The 24,654-nt window shown below is 43.5% G+C and carries 17 protein-coding genes; 11 read left to right on the top strand and 6 right to left on the bottom strand.

Annotated elements, in window-relative coordinates; genetic code table 11:
* Positions 1-203: 203 nt before the first annotated feature.
* From AC5ZC7_RS03040 to AC5ZC7_RS03005, 8 genes are all read left to right on the top strand, one after another.
* On the top strand, positions 204-719 hold the full coding sequence (locus tag AC5ZC7_RS03040; RefSeq protein ID WP_496163059.1) for an RNA polymerase sigma-70 factor: 516 nt from the start codon (positions 204-206) through the stop codon (positions 717-719).
* A gap of 68 nt (positions 720-787) precedes the next feature.
* Positions 788-1,777, top strand: a complete 990-nt coding sequence (locus tag AC5ZC7_RS03035; RefSeq protein ID WP_496163058.1) for a FecR domain-containing protein — start codon at positions 788-790, stop codon at positions 1,775-1,777.
* Positions 1,778-2,228: 451 nt separating this feature from the next.
* Positions 2,229-4,373: a TonB-dependent receptor gene (locus tag AC5ZC7_RS03030; RefSeq protein ID WP_496163057.1), complete on the top strand. Its 2,145-nt coding sequence runs from the start codon at positions 2,229-2,231 to the stop codon at positions 4,371-4,373.
* Positions 4,374-4,642: 269 nt separating this feature from the next.
* Positions 4,643-5,374, top strand: a complete 732-nt coding sequence (locus tag AC5ZC7_RS03025) for a DUF4397 domain-containing protein (protein ID WP_496163056.1) — start codon at positions 4,643-4,645, stop codon at positions 5,372-5,374.
* Between the two features lie 35 nt (positions 5,375-5,409).
* Positions 5,410-6,516 (top strand): efflux RND transporter periplasmic adaptor subunit, encoded by a 1,107-nt coding sequence (locus tag AC5ZC7_RS03020; protein ID WP_496163055.1) that lies wholly within the window; start codon positions 5,410-5,412, stop codon positions 6,514-6,516.
* 25 nt (positions 6,517-6,541) lie between these two features.
* Positions 6,542-9,637: a CusA/CzcA family heavy metal efflux RND transporter gene (locus tag AC5ZC7_RS03015; protein ID WP_496163054.1), complete on the top strand. Its 3,096-nt coding sequence runs from the start codon at positions 6,542-6,544 to the stop codon at positions 9,635-9,637.
* A complete protein-coding gene (locus AC5ZC7_RS03010; protein ID WP_496163053.1) occupies positions 9,634-10,899 on the top strand; it encodes a TolC family protein in 1,266 nt (421 codons plus the stop codon). The genes AC5ZC7_RS03015 and AC5ZC7_RS03010 overlap by 4 nt, the downstream gene beginning before the upstream one ends.
* A gap of 9 nt (positions 10,900-10,908) precedes the next feature.
* The gene (locus tag AC5ZC7_RS03005; RefSeq protein ID WP_496163052.1) at positions 10,909-11,568 is read left to right on the top strand and encodes an outer membrane beta-barrel protein; all 660 of its coding nucleotides are present in this window, start codon (positions 10,909-10,911) and stop codon (positions 11,566-11,568) included.
* Between the two features lie 49 nt (positions 11,569-11,617).
* On the opposite strand, the gene AC5ZC7_RS03000 is transcribed toward AC5ZC7_RS03005, so the two are convergent.
* Both AC5ZC7_RS03000 and AC5ZC7_RS02995 read right to left on the bottom strand, forming a co-directional pair.
* The gene (locus AC5ZC7_RS03000) at positions 11,618-12,334 is read right to left on the bottom strand and encodes a response regulator (RefSeq protein ID WP_496163051.1); all 717 of its coding nucleotides are present in this window, start codon (positions 12,332-12,334) and stop codon (positions 11,618-11,620) included.
* Positions 12,327-13,370 (bottom strand): histidine kinase, encoded by a 1,044-nt coding sequence (locus AC5ZC7_RS02995; protein ID WP_496163050.1) that lies wholly within the window; start codon positions 13,368-13,370, stop codon positions 12,327-12,329. The genes AC5ZC7_RS03000 and AC5ZC7_RS02995 overlap by 8 nt, the downstream gene beginning before the upstream one ends.
* A gap of 157 nt (positions 13,371-13,527) precedes the next feature.
* Here AC5ZC7_RS02995 and AC5ZC7_RS02990 point away from each other — a divergent pair, with 157 nt between their 5' ends.
* The 3 genes from AC5ZC7_RS02990 to AC5ZC7_RS02980 all read left to right on the top strand — a co-directional run bounded on the left by AC5ZC7_RS02990 (position 13,528) and on the right by AC5ZC7_RS02980 (position 17,527).
* Complete coding sequence (locus AC5ZC7_RS02990) at positions 13,528-15,723, top strand: TonB-dependent receptor domain-containing protein (protein WP_496163049.1); 2,196 nt, start codon at positions 13,528-13,530, stop codon at positions 15,721-15,723.
* 431 nt (positions 15,724-16,154) lie between these two features.
* Positions 16,155-16,709, top strand: a complete 555-nt coding sequence (locus AC5ZC7_RS02985) for a helix-turn-helix domain-containing protein (protein WP_496163135.1) — start codon at positions 16,155-16,157, stop codon at positions 16,707-16,709.
* Positions 16,625-17,527 carry an IS3 family transposase gene (locus tag AC5ZC7_RS02980; protein ID WP_496163136.1) on the top strand — a complete coding sequence of 301 codons (903 nt, stop codon included), beginning with the start codon at positions 16,625-16,627 and terminating at the stop codon, positions 17,525-17,527. Before AC5ZC7_RS02985 ends, AC5ZC7_RS02980 begins: the two co-directional genes overlap by 85 nt.
* Before the next feature lie 301 nt (positions 17,528-17,828).
* Here AC5ZC7_RS02980 and AC5ZC7_RS02975 read toward each other — a convergent pair whose 3' ends face one another.
* The 4 genes from AC5ZC7_RS02975 to AC5ZC7_RS02960 all read right to left on the bottom strand — a co-directional run bounded on the left by AC5ZC7_RS02975 (position 17,829) and on the right by AC5ZC7_RS02960 (position 24,647).
* On the bottom strand, positions 17,829-19,223 hold the full coding sequence (locus tag AC5ZC7_RS02975; RefSeq protein WP_496159646.1) for a sialate O-acetylesterase: 1,395 nt from the start codon (positions 19,221-19,223) through the stop codon (positions 17,829-17,831).
* 89 nt (positions 19,224-19,312) lie between these two features.
* On the bottom strand, positions 19,313-21,244 hold the full coding sequence (locus AC5ZC7_RS02970) for a glycoside hydrolase family 97 N-terminal domain-containing protein (protein WP_496159647.1): 1,932 nt from the start codon (positions 21,242-21,244) through the stop codon (positions 19,313-19,315).
* A gap of 24 nt (positions 21,245-21,268) precedes the next feature.
* Positions 21,269-22,723 carry a cellulase family glycosylhydrolase gene (locus tag AC5ZC7_RS02965; RefSeq protein ID WP_496159648.1) on the bottom strand — a complete coding sequence of 485 codons (1,455 nt, stop codon included), beginning with the start codon at positions 22,721-22,723 and terminating at the stop codon, positions 21,269-21,271.
* A 331-nt stretch (positions 22,724-23,054) separates the two neighbouring features.
* Positions 23,055-24,647 carry a RagB/SusD family nutrient uptake outer membrane protein gene (locus tag AC5ZC7_RS02960; protein WP_496159649.1) on the bottom strand — a complete coding sequence of 531 codons (1,593 nt, stop codon included), beginning with the start codon at positions 24,645-24,647 and terminating at the stop codon, positions 23,055-23,057.
* Positions 24,648-24,654 lie beyond the last annotated feature (7 nt).

The raw sequence follows: 24,654 nt of genomic DNA, 5'->3' as shown, positions 1-24,654 counted from the left end.
CGGATTATATTTACTTTGATATGAAATTTACTTCCCCCTGTAGTCTATCCCCTTCCAACATCTACTAAATGGCCATCCGGGAATCAGAATAGAGGGAATGAAACAACCCTGCGTTATTGATTTATGGAATGAAAAGCTATTGTAAATATAGCTCAGCTACAACTATACGCATTTATCAATTTTCTATATTTTAAAATACATTTGTGAGCACAGATGACCTCTACAGGCAGTTTAGACTGGTATTTGAACAGCAATACAATCCGCTTTGCAAATATGCTTTCAGTTATATAAAAAACAAAGATATATGTGAAGATATTGTGCAGGATGTTTTTGCAAAAATATGGGAAAACCATAGAGGTATTTTGCTTAATCAAGGGATAAAGTATTACCTCTTTACAGCGGTTCGTAACAACAGCCTAACTTATATTCGGCGTGAACAACGTCTTCCCATTTATAGTCTTACCAACATAGATATTGAAGATGAAATTCCAACACCGGTACCCGACAGTCTGGAAGAAGGGGATGTAAATTACAAGGACCTGCTGAATGACGGAATCAAACAACTCCCGCCCAAATGCAAAGAGGTATTCCTTCTAAGCCGTCTTGGCAATTTCAGCAACCAGGAAGTTGCCGACAATTTGGGCATATCTATCAAAACTGTCAACAACCAGCTATGGAAGGCATTGAAATTACTAAGAACTTTTGTTAAAAGTGGTTAAAAATATTCTCCGGTAGCCGTAGGAATTTCACAAAATTTTAAGTTTTAGTAATTGGGAGAAAAAACAAAATGCAAGAATTACCTAACCACATAATCGATACATTGCTTAGAAAGGTCCAGGGAATATCCACCCAGGCAGATGACATAGTGATTATTGACTGGGTATCACATCACCCCGCTGACCAGGACAAAATTAATCAGTTTCTTGAAACGTGGAAACAAACCGATGAATGGGCGGAAGAAAATTCATTTGACACGTCAAAGGCCTGGCTAAAAGTCAACAACCGCGTTATATTAAGAGGGGAAGATGTTAATATCTCTACAGATAAGCCTGTCCGTGTCCAATCCCTGCTCAAACTAATGATAGCAGCTGCTATTCTCACAGTTGTTATTTTCAGCGGGTGGTGGCTTTATAATAATAACAAGCCCAAATTTAACTATTTAACCGCTGCAGCCGACCAGCACTTGACACTATCGGACGGTACAAATGTATGGTTGCGAAATGGAGCAAGCATCAAGTATCCTGTTGATTTTAAGAATACGACACGCAAATTACAGTTGTTAGGTGAAGCATTCTTTGACGTAAAGACTTTAGCCGGCCAACCGTTTCTGATTGAAACGCCAAAAGGACTGATCACTGTGTTAGGCACATCATTCGTGGTAAACGCGGGACATAGAGAGGACAGAGTGGCTGTTCTTACTGGTAAGATTCTATTTGCTGACAGAGAGCATCCGCAAAATAAATGTATCTTATTAGCTCACGAAGAAGCCCTCTTTTCCGGAGAAACATTTGACAAGAAAACATTCATCAGTTTCCCTTTGCAATGGCAGCAGGAAGATTTAATTTTTAGTGGTATCCAACTAAAAGAGGTAATTCGGACGCTTACTATTTATTATAACACTCCCATTAAAATTGACAGTATTCAAAGCCCTGGAATTGGGGAAATAAATATAACTGCCAGCTTTAAGAGCGAGCCCCTAAACCAGGCAATAGAAGAATTAACAAAGCTGGCAAACCTTCATTATCGGCAAAAGCAGGATACCATTATATTATACTAAAACATTAATTTCTTTTATAGTCGGACGTTTCAGACATAGGACATACACAGGCTATGACGACCGGAGGTCGCCACAGAATTTTCATGCTATCCGCCATCTCAGTATATTCCTGGTTATCACTATCCTATTTTGTAGCTGCGGTATCCTAAATGTCAGCGCCCAGCAGTCTCTAATAAGGAAAACATTTACCTGCCACTTTGCAACAGGCACAATTCCTGATCTGTTAACCAAAATAAGCAGATACAGTGGTACAATAATCGAATATTCCAGTATATCTCTGAATACTGACAGCACTTTTTCCATAACAGAAGGAAGTACAACACTTGGCGCAGTGCTTCATCAATTGTTGGATGGACAAAAAGTTACAATAGAAGAGATACACAACAAAATAATCCTGGTTCCTGTTTCTTACAGAAAAATCCCGGACAAATATTCGCTTTATGGTTATACAATGGAGGAAGGCAGCCTGGAACCCCTGGCCTATGCTACTGTAAAAGATCTGGCTACGGGCCAGCTTACACAAGCAAACAGGTTCGGTTACTATCACATATTGCTCACACGAGGCAAGCATTATCTGGAAGTAAGCCACAATAGTTTGCCTTCTAAAATAATCATTGTAGAAATCGAATTACCAACAAAAAAAAATCTAGTCGTTTCCGCCACTAAATTACCAGAGGCAAAAATAGAAGGAGGAAACATGCTTCAACAAGATGGTGGCTCAAGGATAGACAAGTATCAGACAGACGCTTACAACAATTTCCTTGGAGAAGCAGATCCGGTGAGATCGCAATACCTGATGCCTGGTAATATTGAAACGCAGGAAACAACTGGAAAATTAGTGGTCAGAGGCGGAGATCCGGATCAAAGCGTTTTCCTCCTTGACGGCAACCAAGTTTTTAATCCCAGTCATTTACTCGGAGAAATTTCCATTGTCAACAGCACCCTGGTTAAATCAATAAGACAATTTAAAAACGATTTCCCAAGTCGTTTCGATGGCGCCATCTCCTCCATTACAGAAGTGAATACCCGCGATGGCAACATGGAAAAATGGAGCGTGGAAGGCAATGCGGGGCTGTTGGCCGGATCAGTGGCCCTGGACGGACCATTGATAAAAAAAACAACCGCAATGATGTTTTCCATGCGTCACAGTTGGTCCAACCCTTTACTGAATATCATCGATGACAATTACCGGCTGCGCTTCTATGACATCCATTTCAAACTAACACATCTAATTAATGCCAATAGTAAGTTAATGTTTACAGGCTACCTGGGAAAAGACCGGCTGATCCTGCATGATCCCAGTGCCCCGTATATTCAGCGCTGGGGAAATCGTTTGGGCACGCTTAACTGGCTTCAGTTACTTGGATCCCGGTCATTCGTTAGTACTACCTTAAACGCAACCAGCTATAGTAACCTGGCTGGGGTAAAATTAACCGCGTTCAACGATAGTACTACACAAATGGGAGACAACAATGTATTTAATAACTATGGATCCATTCAAAAGCTGGAAGCGAAAACCCAGTTCGAATTTAATTCATGGTCCAATGCACGTTTCAGGTTCGGCAGCAGGTATTCACATACTACCATCAGGCCATTCACCACCAACATATCATCAGCGTTCGTGGAAGGAACTGATGATTACCAGGCCGTCGGCCCATTCCGATTCGGCGAATTCTCTACCTATTTTGAAAATGAATTACATATTGGACCAAATATATTAATCAGACCCGGGTTTAATTTTGCAGTTTACAATTTCAAACACTTTACACATCTGTCTCTGCAACCCAGATTATTTGCAGCGTACCGCATAAACGAACAACAGCAACTAACGTTATCGTATGCTCAAATGACACAATACCTTCACCAGGTCACCAGTCCATCATTAGACATCAACAGCGAATTTTGGGTACCGAGTACAAATCTGCTGCGCCCGGTTGAAAGCATCATGATTAACCTGGGATACAATTTCAAGGATAAAAAAGGGTTATATCTTTCAGCAGATGCTTATTATAAGGTGATGAGAAATATCACCAACTTCACAGAAAAAGGGAATATTTTTTATAACGGGGATTCATGGGAAGAAGACATCCTTACCGGGAAGGGCCGCAGCTATGGCCTGGAACTTCTATCAAGAAAGCAAGTTCGCAAATGGCAATGGCAACTTTCCTATGCACTTACTTATAGCGACAGGCAATTCCCGGGGATTAACGACGGAAAAAGATACCCATTCCGATATGACCGGCGGCATAATTTGAACGCAACCATCAGCTACAGCCCCATTAAAAGCCTGGATTTAAATGCCGTTTGGTACTTCAGTTCAGGAGACACTAAAATGCAGCCGGATAGCACGGGAGCCGGATATCAACCCAGTCGGTTAAAAGCATATCATCGTCTTAATTTAAACGCCGGTTTTACATTTCAGACCAGGAAGCAACTTTCACATAAAATATCAGCAGGATTATATAACGCCTATCAGGCTCGTAACACATACAGCCCTGATCCTGCTATTCCAGACAATAGTGCCTATAACACATCTTCAACAGGCACCCGCCTTTTTGATCTTACTTTTTATTTGTCGTACTCTTTTAAATTTTAATTTTTCGCCACCCCTGATAGGAAGTTTCCCCTTTTCGGAATCTTTAATGCAATCATGGTTATGTTACCCCACTCGTGGCATGTTATGGGAGGCGTTTTCGTGCGCCTCCAATTTCTTCTCCAATTAGGATTGCGCGCATCGCTGATTTTTGCATAATATATTGTTAAAGCGATGTTTCTTTCAAATGAGCAATAGGAAGATAAGAGTTCATTCATGTTATAAGACATAGAATAACATCACCTACGTCATTAAAATTTAAACTTATGAAAATGAGTAAAGCAACAAGGTCCTTAAAAGTATCCTCATTATTAGTGGTAGCAGGTCTTTCCATCACCGCATGCAAGAAGACCTCAATTAGTAATCCGGTACCAGCCATCGCCTATTTACAGGTAATACATGCATCACCCAAAACGGAGCAGGTAACGATTAATGTAAACGAAAAAAAGTATCAGCAAAAAATAACTTATCTGGCCTCCCAAAAACCATATTCCCGGATCCAGGCGGGAAAAGATCTTCCTGTTAAGCTTTCTGTGGAAAACAATATTGTAGCGGACGGCAATTTCAGCTTTGAAAATGGAACCAGCTATAGCTTATTTATATATGATACACTTAAAGCCAATAAGATAAAGTTCATCGTATTAAAAGATCTGATAAACAACCCGGGTACTGCAAAAGCGAATATCCGATTCCTTCACCTATCCCCTACCACCACGCCTGTAGATGTCGACATTTTCAGCGGAAACGACAGTACCAGGTTGATAAAATCCGGCACATACGTTGGCAATAAACCCGATGCTGCCGCACTTGCTCCTTTCAGAACTATCGCTGCCGGCAAATACCGGGTCAAAGTAAAAACACAAGCTGGTAACAGAACAGTTACTTTACTTGATATTCCTTCACTGGAACTGAGTGGGCAAAAAACGTTTACCTTATTCCTTAAAGGCATTAGTACCGGCACAGCAGCTGCGGCAATCGGCCTGCAGCTTTGGATGCATAATTAGGTATACTTCCATTCATGACTGATAACATTGGTACAATGAAACAAATACAAACGCTTATTTACAGTACATTATTGCTGGCATCCTGCAGTCAGGTAACTGCTCCGAAAACTGTTTTCAGTTGCGAATTACATGGAGATACCGTGATTGTAAATCCACAATCTGCCCTGGCAAAAAAACTGCATACAGATACGCTTATCACACAGTTACTAACCCAGCAATTGCCTGCGGTAGGCCAGGTAAAACTGATTCCTAATCAATATGCTGAAATAGCAGCAACCTGTTCAGGAAGGATCACTGCGGCGTACTTAAAACTAGGAATGAAGGTAACTCCATCCACTCCACTGTTCGAAATGAATTCGCCCGATTTCATTACCGCACAAAAAGCATTTTTCCAGGCAAAAGAGCAATTGGCACTGGCGGAAAAAAAATTGTTTCGTCAACGTAACCTGGTTGCTAATGGAGTAGGAATTCAGAAGGAACTGGAAGAGGCGCAGATGAGTTACGATGTAGAAAAAAAAGAGTTTGAAAGCGCCAAATTAAGCATCCGGTTATACAAGACAGATCCCGACAAACTGGTACTCGGACAACCTTTGGTCATTTATGCCCCTATTACAGGTGAGGTAGTAGAGAATAAAGTAGTGGTAGGACAAATGATAAAAAGCGATGGCGCCAGTGTTGCAGCAGTGGCCGAATTATCGAAAGTCTGGGTAGCCGGACATATCAAGGAAAAAGACATAAGTGCCGTTGCTCAGCTAATCCAATCCCGGATTACCGTCACTGGATTGCCGGGTAAAACCATAAATGGAAAAATCTTCCATGTCAATGAATTGATGGAAGAAAGTTCACGTAGCGTGGAGGTATTAATAGAATGCGAAAATCCGGACCACCTGCTCAAGCCCGGTATGTTTGTAAATGTTAATTTCGAAGGCACGCCACAGCCTGCTGTACTGGTGAAGCCACAATCTGTACTGCAACAAAGTAATAGTGCTTTTGTATTCCGGCAGATTTCAGCCAATAGGTATGTCCGGCAGATTGTAAAAACAAATGGACTCCAAAACAACAAAATAGTTGTAAGATCGGGACTTTCAAAAAACGATACTATCATCAGTGATGGCGCCTACTACCTGTTAGACGCCAGATAGCATTTCGCACAAATCTAAGAACAACATGAAGAACTTGATTTTTATAACCATCAAAAAAAGATGGTTACTGGTTGGCTTTTTCCTACTACTGGCGTTGTTTGGATATTATTCATGGAAACAACTGTCTATCGAAGCATATCCTGATATAGCAGACGTAAGTGCCCAGATTATCACACAAGTGCCTGGATTGGCAGCGGAGGAAATTGAGCAACAAATAACGATCCCGGTAGAAAGGGTATTAAACGGGCTCCCGGGCTTGAGTGTCATGCGCAGTAAAAGCACTTTCGGTCTATCCATCGTAACCGTTGTATTCCAGGACGGCTACGAAGATTACTGGGCACGGCAACGTATCACCGAGCGATTGAATTCACTAACCCTTCCTTACAATGCCAAACCAGGAATGGACCCGCTTACGTCACCTATCGGTGAAATTTATAGGTATGTAATCGAAAGTAAAGGACACGACCTGCGTGAACTTACTGACCTGCAAAACTGGGTAATTGTACCTCGATTAAAACAGGAAGCGGGAGTGACCAATGTAACCAATTTCGGAGGCATTACCACCCAGTACCAGGTAGAACTGGACCCTGCGAAGCTGGAACAATACCAGTTGACGCTTTCTGATATTCAGGCTGCCATTAATAACAACAACGCCAATGCCGGCGGTAGTATTCTCAACCAGGGAGATCTTGGTTATGTCATCCGCGGAATCGGGTTGGTAAAAACGCTGGAGGGATTGGGCGATTTGGTTATTAAAACAGGTAATGGAGTTCCTATCCTGTTAAAAGACGTTGGAGACCTAAAATATGGCAACCTGGAGCGAAAAAGTATTCTTGGCTTTACAGATCGGAAAGTTGATTACGACGAAAGTATCGAAGGTGTTGTACAATTACTCAAGGGGCAGAACCCTTCTTTGGTACTCCAGGGCGTACATAGAGCGATTGACGACCTTAATAACAGCCTACTGCCGGAAGGCGTCAGAATAAGGCCCTACATGGACAGAACGGACCTCGTGAATACAACATTAAGCACCGTTTCACACACGCTGATAGAAGGGATGATGCTGGTAATTGTTGTGTTGATTGTATTTCTGGGCAGCTGGCGTGGCGCAATGATTGTTGCTATTACGATTCCTCTTTCATTGCTGATCGCTTTTATACTAATGTATTTTACCAACATTCCTGCTAATCTCCTTTCGCTCGGTGCTATCGATTTCGGGATTATTGTTGATGGGGCGATTGTAATGATGGAAACCATATTGAAAAAGCGGGAAGAAAATGAGAAAGCACCACTGGAAGAACTTACGATAGCCCAGCGGGCCGCCCTCGTTGGTAAACCGGTATTATTTGCCACCATCATTATTATCACAGCATATCTACCTCTATTTGCGTTTGAAAGAGTGGAACGCAAGCTATTTACACCGATGGCATTTACGGTAAGCTATGCTTTATTGGGCGCCTTGATTGTCGCGATGGTGTTAATACCAGGGTTGGCTTACATTGTTTACCGCAAGCCGCAAAAATTATATCACAACAAATGGCTGGAAAAATTATCGGAAAAATACCTGGTTTGTATCAAAAAAATTATGCGTACCCCACAAAGAGTACTGTATCCGCTTGGCCTTGTGTTAATAAGTGCCGGTATACTTTGTGCAACTGTAGGAAAAGATTTTCTTCCTTCACTGGATGAAGGCTCAATCTGGCTGCAAGTACAACTACCTGCGGGCATTTCGCTAAAGAAATCAAAGGAGATGAGCGACTCCTTACGTAGTGTAACGATGCAACATAGGGAGATCACCTATATGATGGTGCATGCCGGCAGAAATGATGATGGAACAGATCCCTGGTCGGCCTCCCATTTTGAATGTTCCATTGGTCTTAAACCATACAAAGATTGGCCTAAGGGAAAGACAAAAGCGGATTTAATCGAAGAACTAACCTCCGACTACGCATCCATGCCCGGTTACACAGTAGGTTTCAGTCAACCAATGATCGATAACGTGATGGACAGGATATCAGGCGCCCACAGTGAACTGGTGGTTAAAATTTACGGCGATGATTTTGTAGAAACCAGGCGGATCGCCAAACAGGTACTGGAAACCTTACAGAAGATTCAGGGAGCTGTAGATCTATCGATCGACCAGGAACCTCCCCTACCACAGTTACAAATAAAAATTGACAGAGCCGCCTTAGCGCAATACGGCCTGAACGTAAACAATGTATCAGAGCTGATCGAAGTTGCCATTGGTGGAAAATCCGTTTCCCAGCTATTCGCCGGTAATAAAGTTTATGATATTACCTGCCGGTATAAGGAGGAAAGCAGAAATACGCCTGAAAAAATTGCCAACCTCATACTGACCACGCCAACCGGCGCAAGAATACCGCTTTCACAAGTAGCATCGATCAGCACAACCACCGGCGAAGGCACCATCACAAGGGAAATGAACAAACGGCACCTGACAGTAAAATTAAATTTACGGAATGCAGACCTTTCATCATTTATGGATAAAGCCAGAAGTACAATTGAGAGAGATATACATTATGACCATGGGAAATACCAGATTGTATGGGGTGGACAATTTGAGAATCAAAAACGTGCCTACGCGAAGCTGGCAGTGGTGGTGCCCATAACATTGTTATTTATGTTCTTTCTGCTGTATGGTGCATTTGGCCGCTTTCGTCAGGCTGGCCTCATATTAAGCACTGTTCCCCTGGCGCTATTTGGTGGCATGCTGGCACTCAATGTTCGGGGTATGACGCTTAATGTTTCGTCTGCAGTGGGATTTATCGCACTGTTCGGAGTAGCTATTCAGAATGGAGTAATCATGATTTCCAACTTTAATGAACTGCGAACACAGGGCGCCAATTTGCTGGAAGCAGTGATAGCAGGGGCTGCTAACAGGTTCAGGCCCATTTTAATGACGGCTACAGTAGCCATTCTGGGCTTACTGCCCGCATCACTCGCCACCGGCATTGGTTCAGATGTTCAGCGGCCATTGGCTACTGTAGTAGTCTATGGACTACTGGCCGCAACAATAATTACCTTATTTGTTTTACCTGCATTGTATTACCTCTGCGAACGTCAGTGGGGAGCAGCGGATTACCAAAAAACATGTGAATGATGGTTATAAGATGGAGCTTAATGCTGATACTACTGCTATCGGCAATCACAATAAGTGCTCAAACGAAGGACTCACTGACCTATAACAATTTCTTATCGGGTGTGACAAATAACAATATGGCTTACGTGGCTGAGCGGTTCAATGTCAGCCAGGCCTCAGCACGCGTAGCTGCTGCAAAAACGTACCCTGACCCAACGCTGTCATTTGGTTGGGTAGACAATGGACAGAAAAGAATGAAAATGGGATATGGGTTCAGCACCTCTTTGAACTGGCTACTTGAACTTGGAAATAAGCGGCAGGCCCGGAGCACAGTTGCCTTAAGCCAATTAGAGCTAACTAATCTGCAGTTAGAAAACTATTATCGCAATCTTCGGGCAGACGCTACCCTGGCCTTTCTGCAAGCCATCCTGCAGCGAAACCTGTTAGATGTTATCAAAGAGTCATATCTCAGCATGGCACAATTTGCAAGGGCAGACAGTCTTCGTTTCCTTCATGGAGAAATCAAAGCTGTGGACGCGCGCCAAAGTAAACTTGAAGCTGGCAACATGTTGAATACTGTTTATAAAAGTGAGGCCAGTCACAAAGCGGCATTACTACAACTAACCATGCTGATGGGAAAATCGTCAGATACCCTCTACGCTCCCATTATAGCCAAAATCAACTTTGACAGGGAATTCAACCTGAAGGAGCTGATAATGACTGCGGTGAACAACCGGGCGGATATTCTGGCTGCCGGTAAGGAAAAAGAAGTAGCCGGCAATCTCGTTAAGCTCGCCCAGGCGAATCGGCTGCCTGACCTGGGACTAACCTTAGGCGTAGCGCAAAACTCAGGAGCTACAAACATTGTAGCTCCTACGCCTTCTACCAATGTGGTTTCCGCCGGCATAAGCATTCCCCTGAAGTTCTCCGGGCGGCCAAGGGCGGAGTTAATGTCGGCTCAATATAACGCTTCGCAGGTGACAGCACGCTATCAACAGGCGGTTCTGCAAGTACAAACGGAAGTCTCCACCAGCTACTACAACTATCTCTCCGCCCGCAAACAGGTAGACCAGTTTCATTCAGGACTATTGGAGGAGGCCCGGAAAGCTTTGGAGGGAAAAATATACAGTTACCGTTCTGGTGAAATCAATTTATTGGAAGTATTGAATGCACAGCGTACCTATAACGTCCTTAAGCAAAGTTATTACGAAGCAATGAATGGGTATGCCGCCGCATTGGTAGAAGTGGAAAGATCGGCCGGGATTTGGGATATCATCTTATAAACAAACCATATGAAATATATATTCGTCATTATATTTTACCTGGGGGTATGTCTGCCACTGTTTGCACAAAGGGATAGCGGCAGTTACAGGAATGTGTCTTTTGGGATTAAAGCCGGAATTTCCAGCGGCTCCTTGTACGGCAGAGACCTTCCCCGACTCTCAGCTAATGGTTACATGAAGCCATTAACTGGAATAATGGCTGGCATCGAGGTCCAGACGAGATTCAGTAAATACCTGGGATTGCAGTCCGAAATTACCATAGGGCAAAATCCAGTAACAATTCACCTGACCGATAGCAGCAACGGCAATATTATATCCGGCGCTTTCAGAAGCACTTACCTGATCATCGCTCCTATTACTCCTACATTCTATTTTGGAAACTTCAGACTATCTGCAGGACCTTATATTGCCGGATTGTTAAACAGCAGCCTGGAAAATGGAAAAAATATCTATGGGTCTCCTACTACACCTGGTGGGTTTCGGTATAAAATGGATGCCGGCATAACAATGCAATTGAGGTATGAAATGCGATGCGGATTGAACATTGGAGCTGCTTATCAGCGGGGATTCATGCCGGTTATAGAGGATCCAAGAATACAAAATCAGTGGAAAATTTATAACCAGCAATTCAACTTTTTTGTGGGGTATCTGTGGAAACGTCGGAGATAGATGGCTGGGCCGGATAAGCAGCTACAGTTGAAGCTGCTTATCCGGCGGCCTATTGAAAATAATCAAGGAGGTTCCTTTTAAAGGTGCTGCCTACGGGCAAGAATACGCCGGTGCTGAGTTGTACCTGTCCACCTGATATTTTACTGATATGGCTAAAGGCAACTATATATGATTTATGAATTCTTACAAACCGCGTTTTATCCACCTTTTGTTCTATCTCCGTAGTTGTAACGGGGCTTAAATACACGGATTGCCGGGTGAATACTTTTATATAGTTTCCCCAACTACGGATATAAATTATATCATCATATGGAACTTTAATGATCTCACCTTCCACCTTCAGCATCAGGCTACCTGCCATTGCCCCCAGAACGGTGTTCAATGCTGAGGTTACAGGTTTCGGGCGGATTCTGGAAATGACGGTATCAATAGCTACCATGAAGCGTTGCAGATTAAAAGGCTTTACCAGGTAGTCCGCTACACGATACTTATATCCTTCCAACGCGTACTCCCGGTAAGCAGTGGTTAAAATTACCAATGGTGGATCCGACAAGGTTTCCAACATCTCCAGGCCGCTGAGTCCCGGCATATTGATATCAAGGAAAATCAAATCTACCCGGTCTTTGTAAATGTGCGCCATCGCCTCCATAGCCGTATAGAAAGCACCGGTAAGTTCAAGGTATGGAAACTGGCCTATGTACTGTTTCAGCACCAGGTGGGCTCCTTCTTCATCATCTACTATGATACACTTTAAAGCATCAGCCATGTTCAGTTGCATTTAATTTGAGTTTAAGCATCGCATGGTATTCCTGTTCTCCAGTTGTGCAAACCAAACTATACTGGTATTGGTACAACATTTCCAGGCGTTCCCTGATATTGATCAACCCGAGGCCAGTAGATTTTTGCATTAGAACTGCGTCGGGCAAAGAATTCCTTACCTCCACCACCAGCGTATTATTGAGAAACTGAATGCTAATATCGACGAACCACTTGCGGCTGATGGTCATACTGTGCTTAAAGGCATTCTCCACAAGGTTGATCAGGATCAGAGGGGCTACCCTACAACCGGCAGGCATCGTATCAATTTCCGGAAAACTACAATGAATTTCGCATCTTTTGCCGATACGCTCCCGTTCCATTGCTACATAGTTATCAATAAACTTCAACTCCTCCCGGATAGGAACCGCTGGCCTGCTGCCACTCTCCAGCTGATAGCGCATCAGTTCCGAAAGTTTCAGAATCAGATCAGACGCACGGCCTGGCTCAGTAAGGCTAACTCCATAGAGGTTATTAAGCATATTGAAAAAGAAATGCGGGTTCAATTGGGCGTGCAGATACTTTAAATTCATTTCATTGAGCTTAAGCTGCACCTCACTCCTTTTCTGTAACTCGTTCGAGTACCGGCGCAACAGGAACATAGAAAGAATTGTGCCTGTACTGATTATGCATAGTACAAAGTGATACACAATACTCATAAGTATAGACATGTCGGCCTCCTGATATAACTGCGGCGAAATCCAGTAGTAGTCCAATGCCAGCAACAGCAATGCACCCAGCAGCGTGGATGCTATAAAACTCAAAATGCACCAGGCATACCTCCTGGCCAGCAGTAATGGAAAAATAAACTGAAGATTGAGTTGTGCCTGTACATATAGTACAACGAAAAATGTCAGGCCCTGCAAGAACGCCATGAAGGTATCTAACCTGATCCATTCGTGCAGCATCGTCAGCACAAACATCGCCAAAAATATCACCACTTCCTGAAAAAGACGGCTTCGGTACCAATTCGTCTTACTCTTCATCTACGCTAAGTTTAATTAAAGAAAGGTCTAACATAAATATATAAATTTCAAAATGGGATGATAAACTTCGTTTATCAGTTTTTTTGCCAATTTGGTCATTTACATTTTCTTCCCGGATCAAGGGGACGTTTTTTTGCAGACATATCAATTTTGAAACATGTCTCCATCAATTCTGTTAAGATTTTCAATTATTATCCTGACCGTTTTAAGTATCCGTCTTCAGGCACAACAACCGGCTGTACCTACAACCGACAGTACCATCATCAACAGGAACGATACGCTGAAGGGCATTACAGTTACCAGAAAGAAGAAACTCATAGTTACCAGGGGCGACAAGCTTGTATATAATGCCACCGCGGATATCAGTAATAAGGCCGGTTCCGCAGCAGATTTATTGAAAAAGGTGCCAATGCTGACGGTTAGCCCCAGCGGGGAGGTAAAAATGCGGGGAGATGCTAACATAAAAGTCCTGTTAAATGGCCTTCCATCTGGCTTCCTTGCTAAAAATCTTAAGGAGGCACTAAGAATCATACCGGCAAACAGCATTGCATCCATTGAAGTTATTACTTCGCCTTCGGCAAAATACGAAGCAGAAGGTGCCGCTGGCATCATCAATATTATAACGAAAAAAAAGATCAGTGGCTCCAGCGGCGAATTCACACTCAGTGGCGGCAACTTGGAACAATCTGCCAGTGCCTCCCTCAGCAATGTGAAGGGCAAAACAGAATTAAACCTAAACGTGAATGCAAGCAATCAGCGGGAAAGAATAACTTCCGTACTCAACCGAACCTCCCTGTTGAATGGGCAGCCTATTGGAGAGCTGCTTCAAAAAAGCGACAATACCAAATATGATCGTGGCATTTTCGGGGACCTGGGCCTTACTTACCGGATTGATTCCCTCCAAAAAATCAATTCTACCCTGACATTCTGGAACGGCGTCTGGCCTTCCAACAATTCACTTTACAATTTTTACCAGGATGCCAAAGGCACTTCTGCCTACAATCAGAAGAGCAACGAAGCCAATCGCTCCGGATACTATGAATTTTCTACTGTTTATCAAAAGCGGTTCCGCCGGAAAGGCCAGGAACTGCAGACACTGGGCTCTGTGAGCTTCAGCAACGATCGCTCAAGCTACACCACTCGGCAGTTTACATTAGCGGGCGAACCCTACTTTCTCGAAATAGGACCCAATAACAGCAAGTCCTGGGAGCTGAACATGCAGGCAGACTATGCGCATCCATTGAACCGTTCCGGTAAAAGTATATTTGAAACAGGTATTAAATTCAGCAGAATGAACGCCATAAACTTCTATGGCGCGTGGAATAATGAAAAGAAACCCGGCAGCGACGACCTTACTGAAATTCCTTCCAGGACAGATGAGATGAAGTACTTTCAAAATATTTATGCAGCATATGCAAGCGTGAAAATTGAAACCAGGAACAAATGGACAATCCGGGCCGGCTTAAGATACGAGGGGACCAAACTCGGAAGCGACTTCCAACGATTATCTTCAACTTTCCGATCTACTTTTTCCAGCCTGGTTCCCAGCATATTGCTGTCCAAAAACCTCAATGAACAACATGACTTAAAATTTGCCTACACCCAACGTATAAGGCGTCCCTGGATATGGGATCTAAATCCCTTCATAAATGCCAGCGATCCGCGCAACCTTACATCGGGCAATGCATCACTGCGTCCGGAAATTACCAGAACATGGGAATTAGGGCATACCTACAATGCTACATCAGGGCTATCTCTCGTTAACAGCATCTATTTCAGTGCCAACAGCAATGCGATTGAAATGCTGACAACCGTCGACAGCACTGGTATTTCCAGAACATCTCCCAGTAACATCGCCTCAAACAAACGGTTGGGCGCAAATTTAAATGCTGCCATGGAACTTGGCGATCTCACGATTAATGGTGGTCTGGAATTGTACCAGGTATGGTTCAGCAGCAATGCTTTACAAGTCAAAAACAACGCAGGATTTTATTCGCTAAACCTGAACCTCTCCTATACGCTACCAAACGATTTCACACTGCAGGCCTCAGGCGACTATAGTAATGGTTTTATAACTCTCCAGGGCCGAAATTCATCTGCCTGGTCGTATAGCTTCACTGCCCAGAAAGAATTTATGAATAAAAAGGCTTGTATTATGGTCGGCGCATCCAACCTCTTCCACAGAAGCCTCCTGCAGCACATGAACGCTACTGCGCCAAGCTTCCGGAGTACCACATCAAGCCAATATTTTAACCGGAACCTTCACATTACCTTCAGTTGGAAATTTGGAACGCTCAAAGCACATGACAACGACGAAGAAAAGCGAATGTTGCCGCTCAGAGGCAGGCATTAAGAATTCCTTATTTATCTGCGACGAATAATTCCCACCTTATAATGGTTTTAAGTATCTGGAGGGACTTAAAACTGCGGGGTGTTGGTTTTAAACTCGACAGCCCGATTCAATACCTGGAATGTATTCTTGAAGCCGACAAAAGTTATATTCAACATTTTGAATTGCTGTACTATTTTAATAGCCCCTTCGCGGATTAACATCCGAAGAATCTGTTGGAAATGTTCCCTCTCAACAGGAAATAACACCGGTCCTTGCATCTGTCCAATTTTCATACTCTTGCTTTCCATAATTTTCTGAATTCATCATCAAATATGGTTTTGTTGGCAAGAAAAAACAGGTTAAGTATACTTGTTTTTGAAAATAAGACATAAAAAAAGCTGGATGACTTGAAGTGCCCCCTAAAAGTTAGACACTTTTAGGGGGCATTTTTTATGAATAAAAGAATCAAATACAGTTATCAACAAAAAATATGTGCAGTACAGTCGGTGATCTCTGGTAAGGATTCTCTGGCTTCTGCAGCACGTAAAATTGGAGGAAACGACAAGAGTATTCAGCGCTGGGTAAATCTTTACAATCAGTTTGGGAAGAAGGGGTTGTTGCTTCGCTCTGGCAGCTATGAGGGCGAATTTAAAGTTCGGGTTATAAAATATATGCTAAAAAAGCACCTATCTTTATTGCAGACATCAGCACTCTTTGGTATTGCTAACGACAGTGTAGTAGGCCGTTGGTTAAAGATATATGAAAGCCAGGGAGTAGGCGGTTTACTGATGGAAAACAGAGGTAGAAAAAAGTCAGCAATGCCTAATAAGAAAAAAAAGACCACTAGAATAGCGTCTAACCCCGAAGCGGAAAAGCTTGCTGCCTTGCAGGCAGAGAACGAGTATTTGCGCACAGAGCTTGCATTTTTAAAAAAGTTAGACGCCTTAATTCAGCAGGAAAAAGCTGCCAAAGCACAAGCCAGGCAGCAAAAGCCATCCAGGAATTAAGGCGGTCCTACGATCAGGAAATATTGCTAAAAGTAGCGGGGATGGCACGGAGTACTTTTTACTATTACTTGAAAAAATCGGTACAACCTGATAAGGATAATCACGTTAAAACGTCAATAATAGCTATTTATCGTCAACATAAGGGTAGATATGGTTATCGCCGAATAACGGATGCTCTAAAGAGCAGTGGGATGCAAATCAACCATAAACGTGTTGCCAGACTAATGAAAGAGTGCGGTCTAAAAAGCCTTGTTAGAAGGAAGAAGTACAAATCTTATAAAGGGCAGCAAGGAAAAATTGCCCGGAATCTGCTGAATAGAGATTTTAACGCCCGGAAGCCTAATCAAAAGTGGGTGACCGATGTAACGGAGTTCAGTGTGTCAGGTAAAAAGTTGTATTTATCGCCAATTATGGACCTTTACAATGGTGAGATAATCAGCTACACCCTATCGAAACGGGCAACGTTCCATCAGACTATGGATATGCTTGAAATGGCGCTAAAAAAGTTGCCTGAAAAATCCAGACCGATCCTCCATTCTGATCAAGGATGGCAATATCAAATGAAAGGGTATCAACAAAGGCTGCGAAAAAGAAGAATAAGGCAAAGCATGTCAAGAAGAGGCAATTGCCTGGATAATGCAGCTATGGAAAGCTTCTTCGCCATTCTGAAATCTGAAATGTTCCATCTGAAAAAATTTACATCAATCGAAACGCTTAAAAAGAATATTGTCAATTATATTCACTATTACAATAACGACAGAATCAAACAAAAACTTAACGGCTTGAGCCCAGTACAATACCGAACTCAAGCCGCTTAATCAAAAAAGCTGTCTAAACTTTTGGGTTCACTTCAACTTCATCCAGCTTTTTTAAATTCACTCTGCTTAATTTGTACCAGGAGTCTTCTTTGTCTCTTCAAATTACCAGCGTATCAATATCTTCATCTCTTGTTCATTTAAAATGATCACCCTTTTCCAGCCAAACATATATCTATCCTGAAGAGATCCCATAGCATAACTCTTTTAATACTACATCTAATCTGATAAGAATATGTATCGCTCTCTTCTTCACCCCGACTTTGAAAACAAGCTTTCAGCTTTTCCCAATTTCTATTTTCATTTACTGTGCAACTGGCCAGCTATCAGTACGGAAAGCACCAACAGGCAAGCCTTCAGAAGAAAAAATATTACCGATAGCAGCGTTGGAGAAACCGTATCTTATCGATTGTGGTTTCTCTACGTTTTTACTCCAAACGATCAATGCATCTTTTTCCACCTTTGCGGATGCTTCATAGAAAACATGATCCGCTCCGGCTATATATAGCGCAACTGGTGCTTTACCATTAATCCGGAGAGAGGTAGGAACGTTGACGAAACGGAGCACTGCTTTATTTTTGCTGATGCTCATTTCTTTGAATACCGGACTTTTCCAGGTAAACCCTGTTTTGTCATAGTTCTCCCCCAGGGCCCAGGCGGCCAGCCTGTTACCAACTGTTCTCTTATCCTGTGGGTGAATATCTTTCACATTTTCTGTAATGTCAGATACTACAACCATACCGGTTCCAGGAAGGACGCTGCTGCGTGCCTGCGCCTCCCGAAGGAGTGCAGCCTGATATTCCTTTTCGTAGGTAAATGGTGCTATCTGAACATAGTAAAAGGGCAGCGGCTTATGCCACGCCTCACGCCATGCCTGTATCATGCCGGTGAACAATGGCGTGTAAGTATCGGCGGTGTTCACATTGGCTTCTCCCTGGTACCAGATAACTCCCTTTATGTTAAAATGGATAAGAGGAGCTATCATCGCATTGTAGGCATAACCTGGTTTATGCGGCCACCAGGCGGCCGGGGCCAGCTTCGCAGCGGCTGCAGAGAGTTGCTGTTGATCGGCTACAAGATGCTCCGGCGCCCATACTTCTGCTGGTGTTCCTCCCCAACTGGCATTGATCAGTCCAACAGGTACTCCCAACGATTTCTGAAGTCGTGCTCCGAAAAAGTATCCCACTGCACTGAAGGGCTTCAGGCTATTGCTGTCGCATACTTCCCAGCTTCCCGGACAATCGTCCTGGGGATATGGCGCGGTAGTTTTGGGTATGTTAAAGAACCTGATGTTATTGTTACTGCAAACAGGCAATTCGGCTGCTATCTGCCGGATACCGTTATAGTAGCTGTATTCCATGTTGGACTGCCCTGAGCATAGCCATACCTCGCCGACCAGGATATTTTTCAGTACAATCTCATTGGATCCTTTCAGTCTTATTTCATACGGTCCTCCTGCTGCAGGTGTATGTACTTTTAAAGCCCACTTCGCATCTCCACTGGTGGTGACGGTCGCTGTTTTGTTATCCCAGCCCGTAAATACCGTAATCTTTTCTGAAGGGCTTGCCCATCCCCAGATAGTTACACTGTCATTTTGTTGTAGCACCATGTTGTTGCCCACGAGTGCCGGTAACCTGATGGCGGCCTGAAGTACCGCAGGCAACAGCAGCACAAGGCCGTAAAGAAGAAGTTTTTTCATAATCGCGTTTAATACGTTGGGGAGTTAAATATAACATCCGTACCTGATAAATGGAAATGTAACGGCAGTGGGTGACTTCATCACCATTCTTATAATATTGGTTTAGCTGCCGCCACAAATCCACCACGGCGAAGCACATCAACTTCTACTGTGCTGGATTTATCGACCACTAAATATTTTATAGTAAATGCTTTGTCGTGTTTTCCATCACTAATTAATGTCAGTGTATACTTAATTCCTTCCGGTAAAAAACTGAAACTGATCTTCTCTTTCTTTTCATGCATTTCAGCATTAATGCCACCAATAAACCATGTATTGTTCTTACGACGCGCCAGCATCACATCTTTACTTGGATAACCAGCCAGTAGCCGTGTATCATCCCATGCAGCCGGCACTTCCCGTATGAATGCTTTGGCGGCATCTGGTAATTGGCGATAGCCCTCCGGGCGGTCCGCAAAATGCTGAATGCCGGATTCAAATACAACACTCAGCGCCAGTTCGTGCCCATATGAGGTGACATGTGGATATTGGGAATTGGTAAAAGTAACTGGTGTATAATCCATTGACCCAACTACATTACGAGTAAAAGGCAGAATGGCATTGTGTGACGGCATAGCCAATGTCGAATTGGGATCATAGTTATACCACTCCGCTCCACGTACGGCTTCGTACGTCATCAGGTTCGGATAGGTTCTTGCCCAGCCTCTCGGTACCAGGCAACCGTGGAAGTAAACCATTATTTCAAATTCAGCAGCATCTTTAAGTATATCGAGATAATATTTGATCATATCCTGCTTCTCGCTTTCAAAAAAATCAACTTTTATCCCTTTTACACCCAATTTCTTCAATTTTGTAAATTCTTCCACTCGTTTTTCATGCGTCAACATCCTGTCCCGGGGTGTCGCGCCTACATCTGTATGAGGGCCTCCCGAATTGTACCACATCAATGGCTTCACACCTTTTGAATGAATGTATTGAAGGGCATCTTCCAGGTTTCCTCCATTACTCATAGCATCCCATTCCCAGTCGAGCAAGGTATAAGGCCAGTTCATTTCAGCGGCCAGGTCAGCAAACTCACATACCACTTTATAATCCATGGTACCATGATTATGGGACCAATAATTCCAGGAAGCAATGCCAGGTTTAATCCAGTCGGTATGCTGTACAACAGATGGGGAGGCAACATCGTCTGTTAATGTAGATGCCACCACATCCGCAAGCGAACCTGCCATGATTACGCGCCAGGGAGATTGCCAGGGCAGCGTGATAGTTGGCTGCGAGGCTCCCAGCCCTTTTCCGTCCCGCTGATCGGGGAAGGTCAATTTATAAATTGATTCATCGTTTGTGTTACTGAGTTTAGTACCACAATAGGTTCCTGTTACATCGGCTTCATGTAACAGGAACCAGCAGGAATTATCTTTTAATTTAAAAAGCGCCGGGTAGCCCCATTGCTGTTTTTGAATGCTGCTGTCGCTCATGGAAGTATAAAATTCTTCATTGGGTGTATTCCACTTTTCCATCCAACGGCTTGTTTCATTGGGAATAGCATAAGCAGTCAGTTCATCCTTTACTACAAATGTTCCTGATTTTTCGGGGAACTCATACCGGAAAGCAATACCATCGTTGTAAGCCCTGATAACAACATTCATTTTGGCTTTGGAAGGATTTTCAAAAGAAACAATGACTTCATTTCCGTTATTGGTACAAACCGATCTCTTTCCATGCAGCAAGGTGTATTGTTCATGGATCTCCCGGGATTTGCCTGCGTTAATGAACTTCAGTTCCTTTGAAAATTCCTGATCGCTGCGTACCAGTCCGATATCAATACGCGGAATCACTTCCACCATCTTTCCCTGGTTGTTGTAAAATGCTTTGAGATACCATCCTCCTGCACCATTATCCTTTGCAGATAATAAAGCAATCTTTATCCGTTGATCCGGCGATTGCACGGTTACCTTTTGGGCAAACGATGACAACGCATAAAAAGAAAAAAAGAAGAAAAAGCCAATCGAAAATTTCATATTTACCATGTTTGTACTGAATTGTTAATTACCGCCAGCTCTGAGTGCATCCATTGTGCGTTGGTCACGCACGGTATTATTACGCCTGTCAAGCGCTCCGCCGGTATCCCAATAGAAGGGTTTAGCGCCATTGGCAATTGCCTGTCTGGTTACATAGGTCAGCCAGTAATCCACTGCATCGTTGTGAGTTGCCAGATCTTTAGGTACATACCTGCTGTTATCGCGCCGGTAAGTGCCATATTCGCCTAATATCACCGGGATTTGTTTATCGGTAAATTTGGTTTTCACCAGGCGGAAGGACTTGTCTACGTCGCTTTCCTCGCCCCAGGTGGCATTTCGTTCCGGCTCAATGGTGGAATGATGGCCGGCGCCCCAGTAATAAAACATTTTGCCCCAGGATGCGTCGCCATCCATCAGGATACAAAACTGGGGAGGAGAGTAATAATGCACCTCTACCATCATACGGTCTTTCACTTTATCCTCAGGAAGTGTATTCATCCAGTCACTACTTTTTTCAATATTCGTTGACGGTCCCTGTACTACCAATACGCGGTAGTTGTTACGACCGCCGGTAGACCGTACTGCCTTGACGAAGGTTTGATGATAGCTGGCCAGCACCTCCATTTGTTCCTGATTTTCTACGGCGGGTTCGTTAGCGCTGGCAAACATCAGGTGCTCATCAAAGTCGCGCATGCGGGTAGCAATTTGTTCCCAGAATGCTTTTTGTTTTGCATTGACGGAATCCTGTTTAGCTTTAGTGATATTATTCTCCAGCCAGCCGCCGTCCCAGTGAATATTCAGTAAAACGTACATATCGTTATTTACGCAGTATTGCACCACTTGTTTTACGCGGTTAAGCCAGTCATCCTGGATCTTAGCAGTAGCCTTATCTGAAAACTGATCCCAGGCACAGGGGAGCCGGATCGCATTAAATCCCTGCTGCTTTACAGCCTTGATATAGCTTTCAGTGATCAAAGGATTTCCCCAGGCGGTTTCCCCGCCAATAGCTTCTAAAGTATTCCCGATATTCCAGCCAAGTTTGAATTTGGCAGCGAGTTGCACAGCATTGCTTCCCATGCCGCTCGCATCTGCCGGCGCGGGTGATATATTGTAACCCGGATATAAGCTACTGGCCTGCTTTATGTTAACCCTGCGTACCTGGCTGCTTCCGGCGTTAATTATTAACACTGCTGACCGGCTTGCACCCGTAGAATTGGATATGGCGCTTACATGAACAATCACCTTTCCACTCCCACCTGCTGCCTGACTTATCTGCAACCAGCCAGAAGTAGGATTACTCATATTCCAGTCGACGTTACTGGTAACAGCAATGTCGACGTTGCCCCCTTCTGACTCGAAAATGATTTCCGATGAAGATACTGACAGATCTGGTGCAGCAGCACTTTTCTTACTACAATAAGCAGCTGTAACTGCAAAAACGAGCAGGCTAACAATTGTATAACCTCTGTTAATTTTCATATACAATTAATTGGGTTAAAATTTACTAAGACTATTTAATCTTCACTACCCTGATATTATTACATAATGCCTTGCAACCCTGAGGCTGAAGGCGAGCCGGAATAGTTTTCAGTCTGAATATTTACTTCCCCATTTGCCCCTTTCCAGGATTCATAATACGCTACGTAATTAAAGGAATAACCTTTTATAAAATAATGTCCTGTCACCGAAAATCAGGAAAGCCGGGAACACGGTGTTTGCATTCATCCAACAGCTACAAATTCCTTCCACCCGGCTTTCCTGATTATATTATTAGAATGGATGATTTAAATTAAAAGAAAAGACAAGTAGCTTACCATCCTGCATTTTGTTTCAATACATTGTTAGACAACGTAATTTGCGTGTTGGGTACTTGTACCAGGCCTTTTGTCTCCACCACTTTGGATGCCAGAATAGTTTTAGTGGTATTTACACCTCCATTTTGAACGGTTGTTGATTCAGCAATAGCTGCGGCAGCCACATTTATTCCCTGGCGAAGCAAATCCCAGTAGCGGATCCCTTCTGCTGCGAATTCCAGTTTTCTTTCGTTCATAATATTTGCCTGATTTACCGGAACCTGAACAAAAGCGGCGCCCAATGCTCTTTTACGAACATCATCAAAATATTTCTGTGCATTCCCGGCGCCTAATTCAGCTGCCATTAACAATACATCTGCATAACGAATAGACACATAGTCCTGGAACTGACTGATCATAAAGCTTGTACCTCCCATCTTTTCTGCCAAACTTCTCCCGGCTTCATCTGCCATAGGGCTATATTTTTTAATCGTGTAGCCGGTATATTCTCTCTGATCTTTTATATTCTGAAAATTGAGTTTCTCATCGTTTATGGAAATAATAGAAGCGCTTCTGCGGGTATCGTTCGGGGCAAAGGCATCCCAGAGCTTTGGGCTCACTGTTGCAGCTCCCCAGCCCATTCCATAAGGATAAATACTTTGAATCCGGATGCCATACATTACCATCCAGGTGTTTCCATCCACATTTCCATTCCAGTCACTGGTATAGGTATATTTGATGGCAAATACCGTTTCTTTATTATCCTCGCCGACATAATTATTCAGCGAAGCGGCCGGCCATAAGTTGGCAAATTTGTCGACCAAACCAAAGCCACCATTAGTAATAACATCTTCCAGGTAAGCCAGGGCCTGTGCTTTTGATACCGCTCCTACCAGGTCTGGTTTGTTATAATAACCGGTGTAGTAAAGGAATACGCGACCCAGCAATGCCTCAGCAGCCCATTTGGTTACCCGTCCACGGGTGGACGGATCCTGGCTGCCATAACTGGTAGCCGCCAGATTAGCAACAGCAAACTTCAGATCATCGCTAATCAGCTTATAAACATCATCCGGATTAGCCTGTGGCACATTATCAGTAGTAGGCTTAGTAATTAACGGAACATTCCCCCATAACCTTACCATATCAAAGTAGCAATAGGCACGGATAAATCTTGTTTCCGCTTCGTAGGTGTTACGCAAACCGGGATTCCCGCCCCAATTCACCCCATCCAGGTGCGACAACAACATGTTGGCCCGGTAAATCGCTTTATAATAAAGGCTCCACGAATCACCAAACAAATCCTGATCTGAAGGAGAACGGAGCTTGTCAAATTCATCCATCATCTGAATGCCAAATCCATCGGCATTGCCTCCACCACCAAACGCTTCATCAGACATAATAGTAGCGGCCACCGGCAGAGCAAACCCACCAGACCAAATCCGCTGTAATCCATCATAAACACCCACCTGTGCTTTCCAGGCGTCATTTGGTGTTTTATAAAAATTCTGTTCTGTAGCAGAAGTTACATCTTCTGTATCCAGAAAGCTTTTCTTACAGGCTGCCAATGATAGCAGGGCTGCAACCAGTATATAAGATTTTAAGTTTTTCATCGCCAAT

The organism is Chitinophaga sp. 9-1-y (assembly GCF_059511905.2).
The sequence above is the reverse complement of the archived record's forward strand: the minus strand, read 5'-3'. Positions and strand labels throughout refer to the sequence as shown.

Coding starts and splice junctions, on each gene's coding strand:
- AC5ZC7_RS02965 (WP_496159648.1), bottom strand. CDS start 22,723: ATGAAAATTAACAGAGGTTATACAATTGTTAGCCTGCTCGTTTTTGCA.
- AC5ZC7_RS02975 (WP_496159646.1), bottom strand. CDS start 19,223: ATGAAAAAACTTCTTCTTTACGGCCTTGTGCTGCTGTTGCCTGCGGTA.
- AC5ZC7_RS02960 (WP_496159649.1), bottom strand. CDS start 24,647: ATGAAAAACTTAAAATCTTATATACTGGTTGCAGCCCTGCTATCATTG.
- AC5ZC7_RS03015 (WP_496163054.1), top strand. CDS start 6,542: ATGAAGAACTTGATTTTTATAACCATCAAAAAAAGATGGTTACTGGTT.
- AC5ZC7_RS03030 (WP_496163057.1), top strand. CDS start 2,229: ATGGAGGAAGGCAGCCTGGAACCCCTGGCCTATGCTACTGTAAAAGAT.
- AC5ZC7_RS03010 (WP_496163053.1), top strand. CDS start 9,634: ATGATGGTTATAAGATGGAGCTTAATGCTGATACTACTGCTATCGGCA.
- AC5ZC7_RS02970 (WP_496159647.1), bottom strand. CDS start 21,244: ATGAAATTTTCGATTGGCTTTTTCTTCTTTTTTTCTTTTTATGCGTTG.
- AC5ZC7_RS03005 (WP_496163052.1), top strand. CDS start 10,909: ATGAAATATATATTCGTCATTATATTTTACCTGGGGGTATGTCTGCCA.
- AC5ZC7_RS02990 (WP_496163049.1), top strand. CDS start 13,528: ATGTCTCCATCAATTCTGTTAAGATTTTCAATTATTATCCTGACCGTT.
- AC5ZC7_RS02995 (WP_496163050.1), bottom strand. CDS start 13,370: ATGAAGAGTAAGACGAATTGGTACCGAAGCCGTCTTTTTCAGGAAGTG.
- AC5ZC7_RS02985 (WP_496163135.1), top strand. CDS start 16,155: ATGAATAAAAGAATCAAATACAGTTATCAACAAAAAATATGTGCAGTA.
- AC5ZC7_RS03000 (WP_496163051.1), bottom strand. CDS start 12,334: ATGGCTGATGCTTTAAAGTGTATCATAGTAGATGATGAAGAAGGAGCC.
- AC5ZC7_RS03020 (WP_496163055.1), top strand. CDS start 5,410: ATGAAACAAATACAAACGCTTATTTACAGTACATTATTGCTGGCATCC.
- AC5ZC7_RS03035 (WP_496163058.1), top strand. CDS start 788: ATGCAAGAATTACCTAACCACATAATCGATACATTGCTTAGAAAGGTC.
- AC5ZC7_RS03025 (WP_496163056.1), top strand. CDS start 4,643: ATGAGTAAAGCAACAAGGTCCTTAAAAGTATCCTCATTATTAGTGGTA.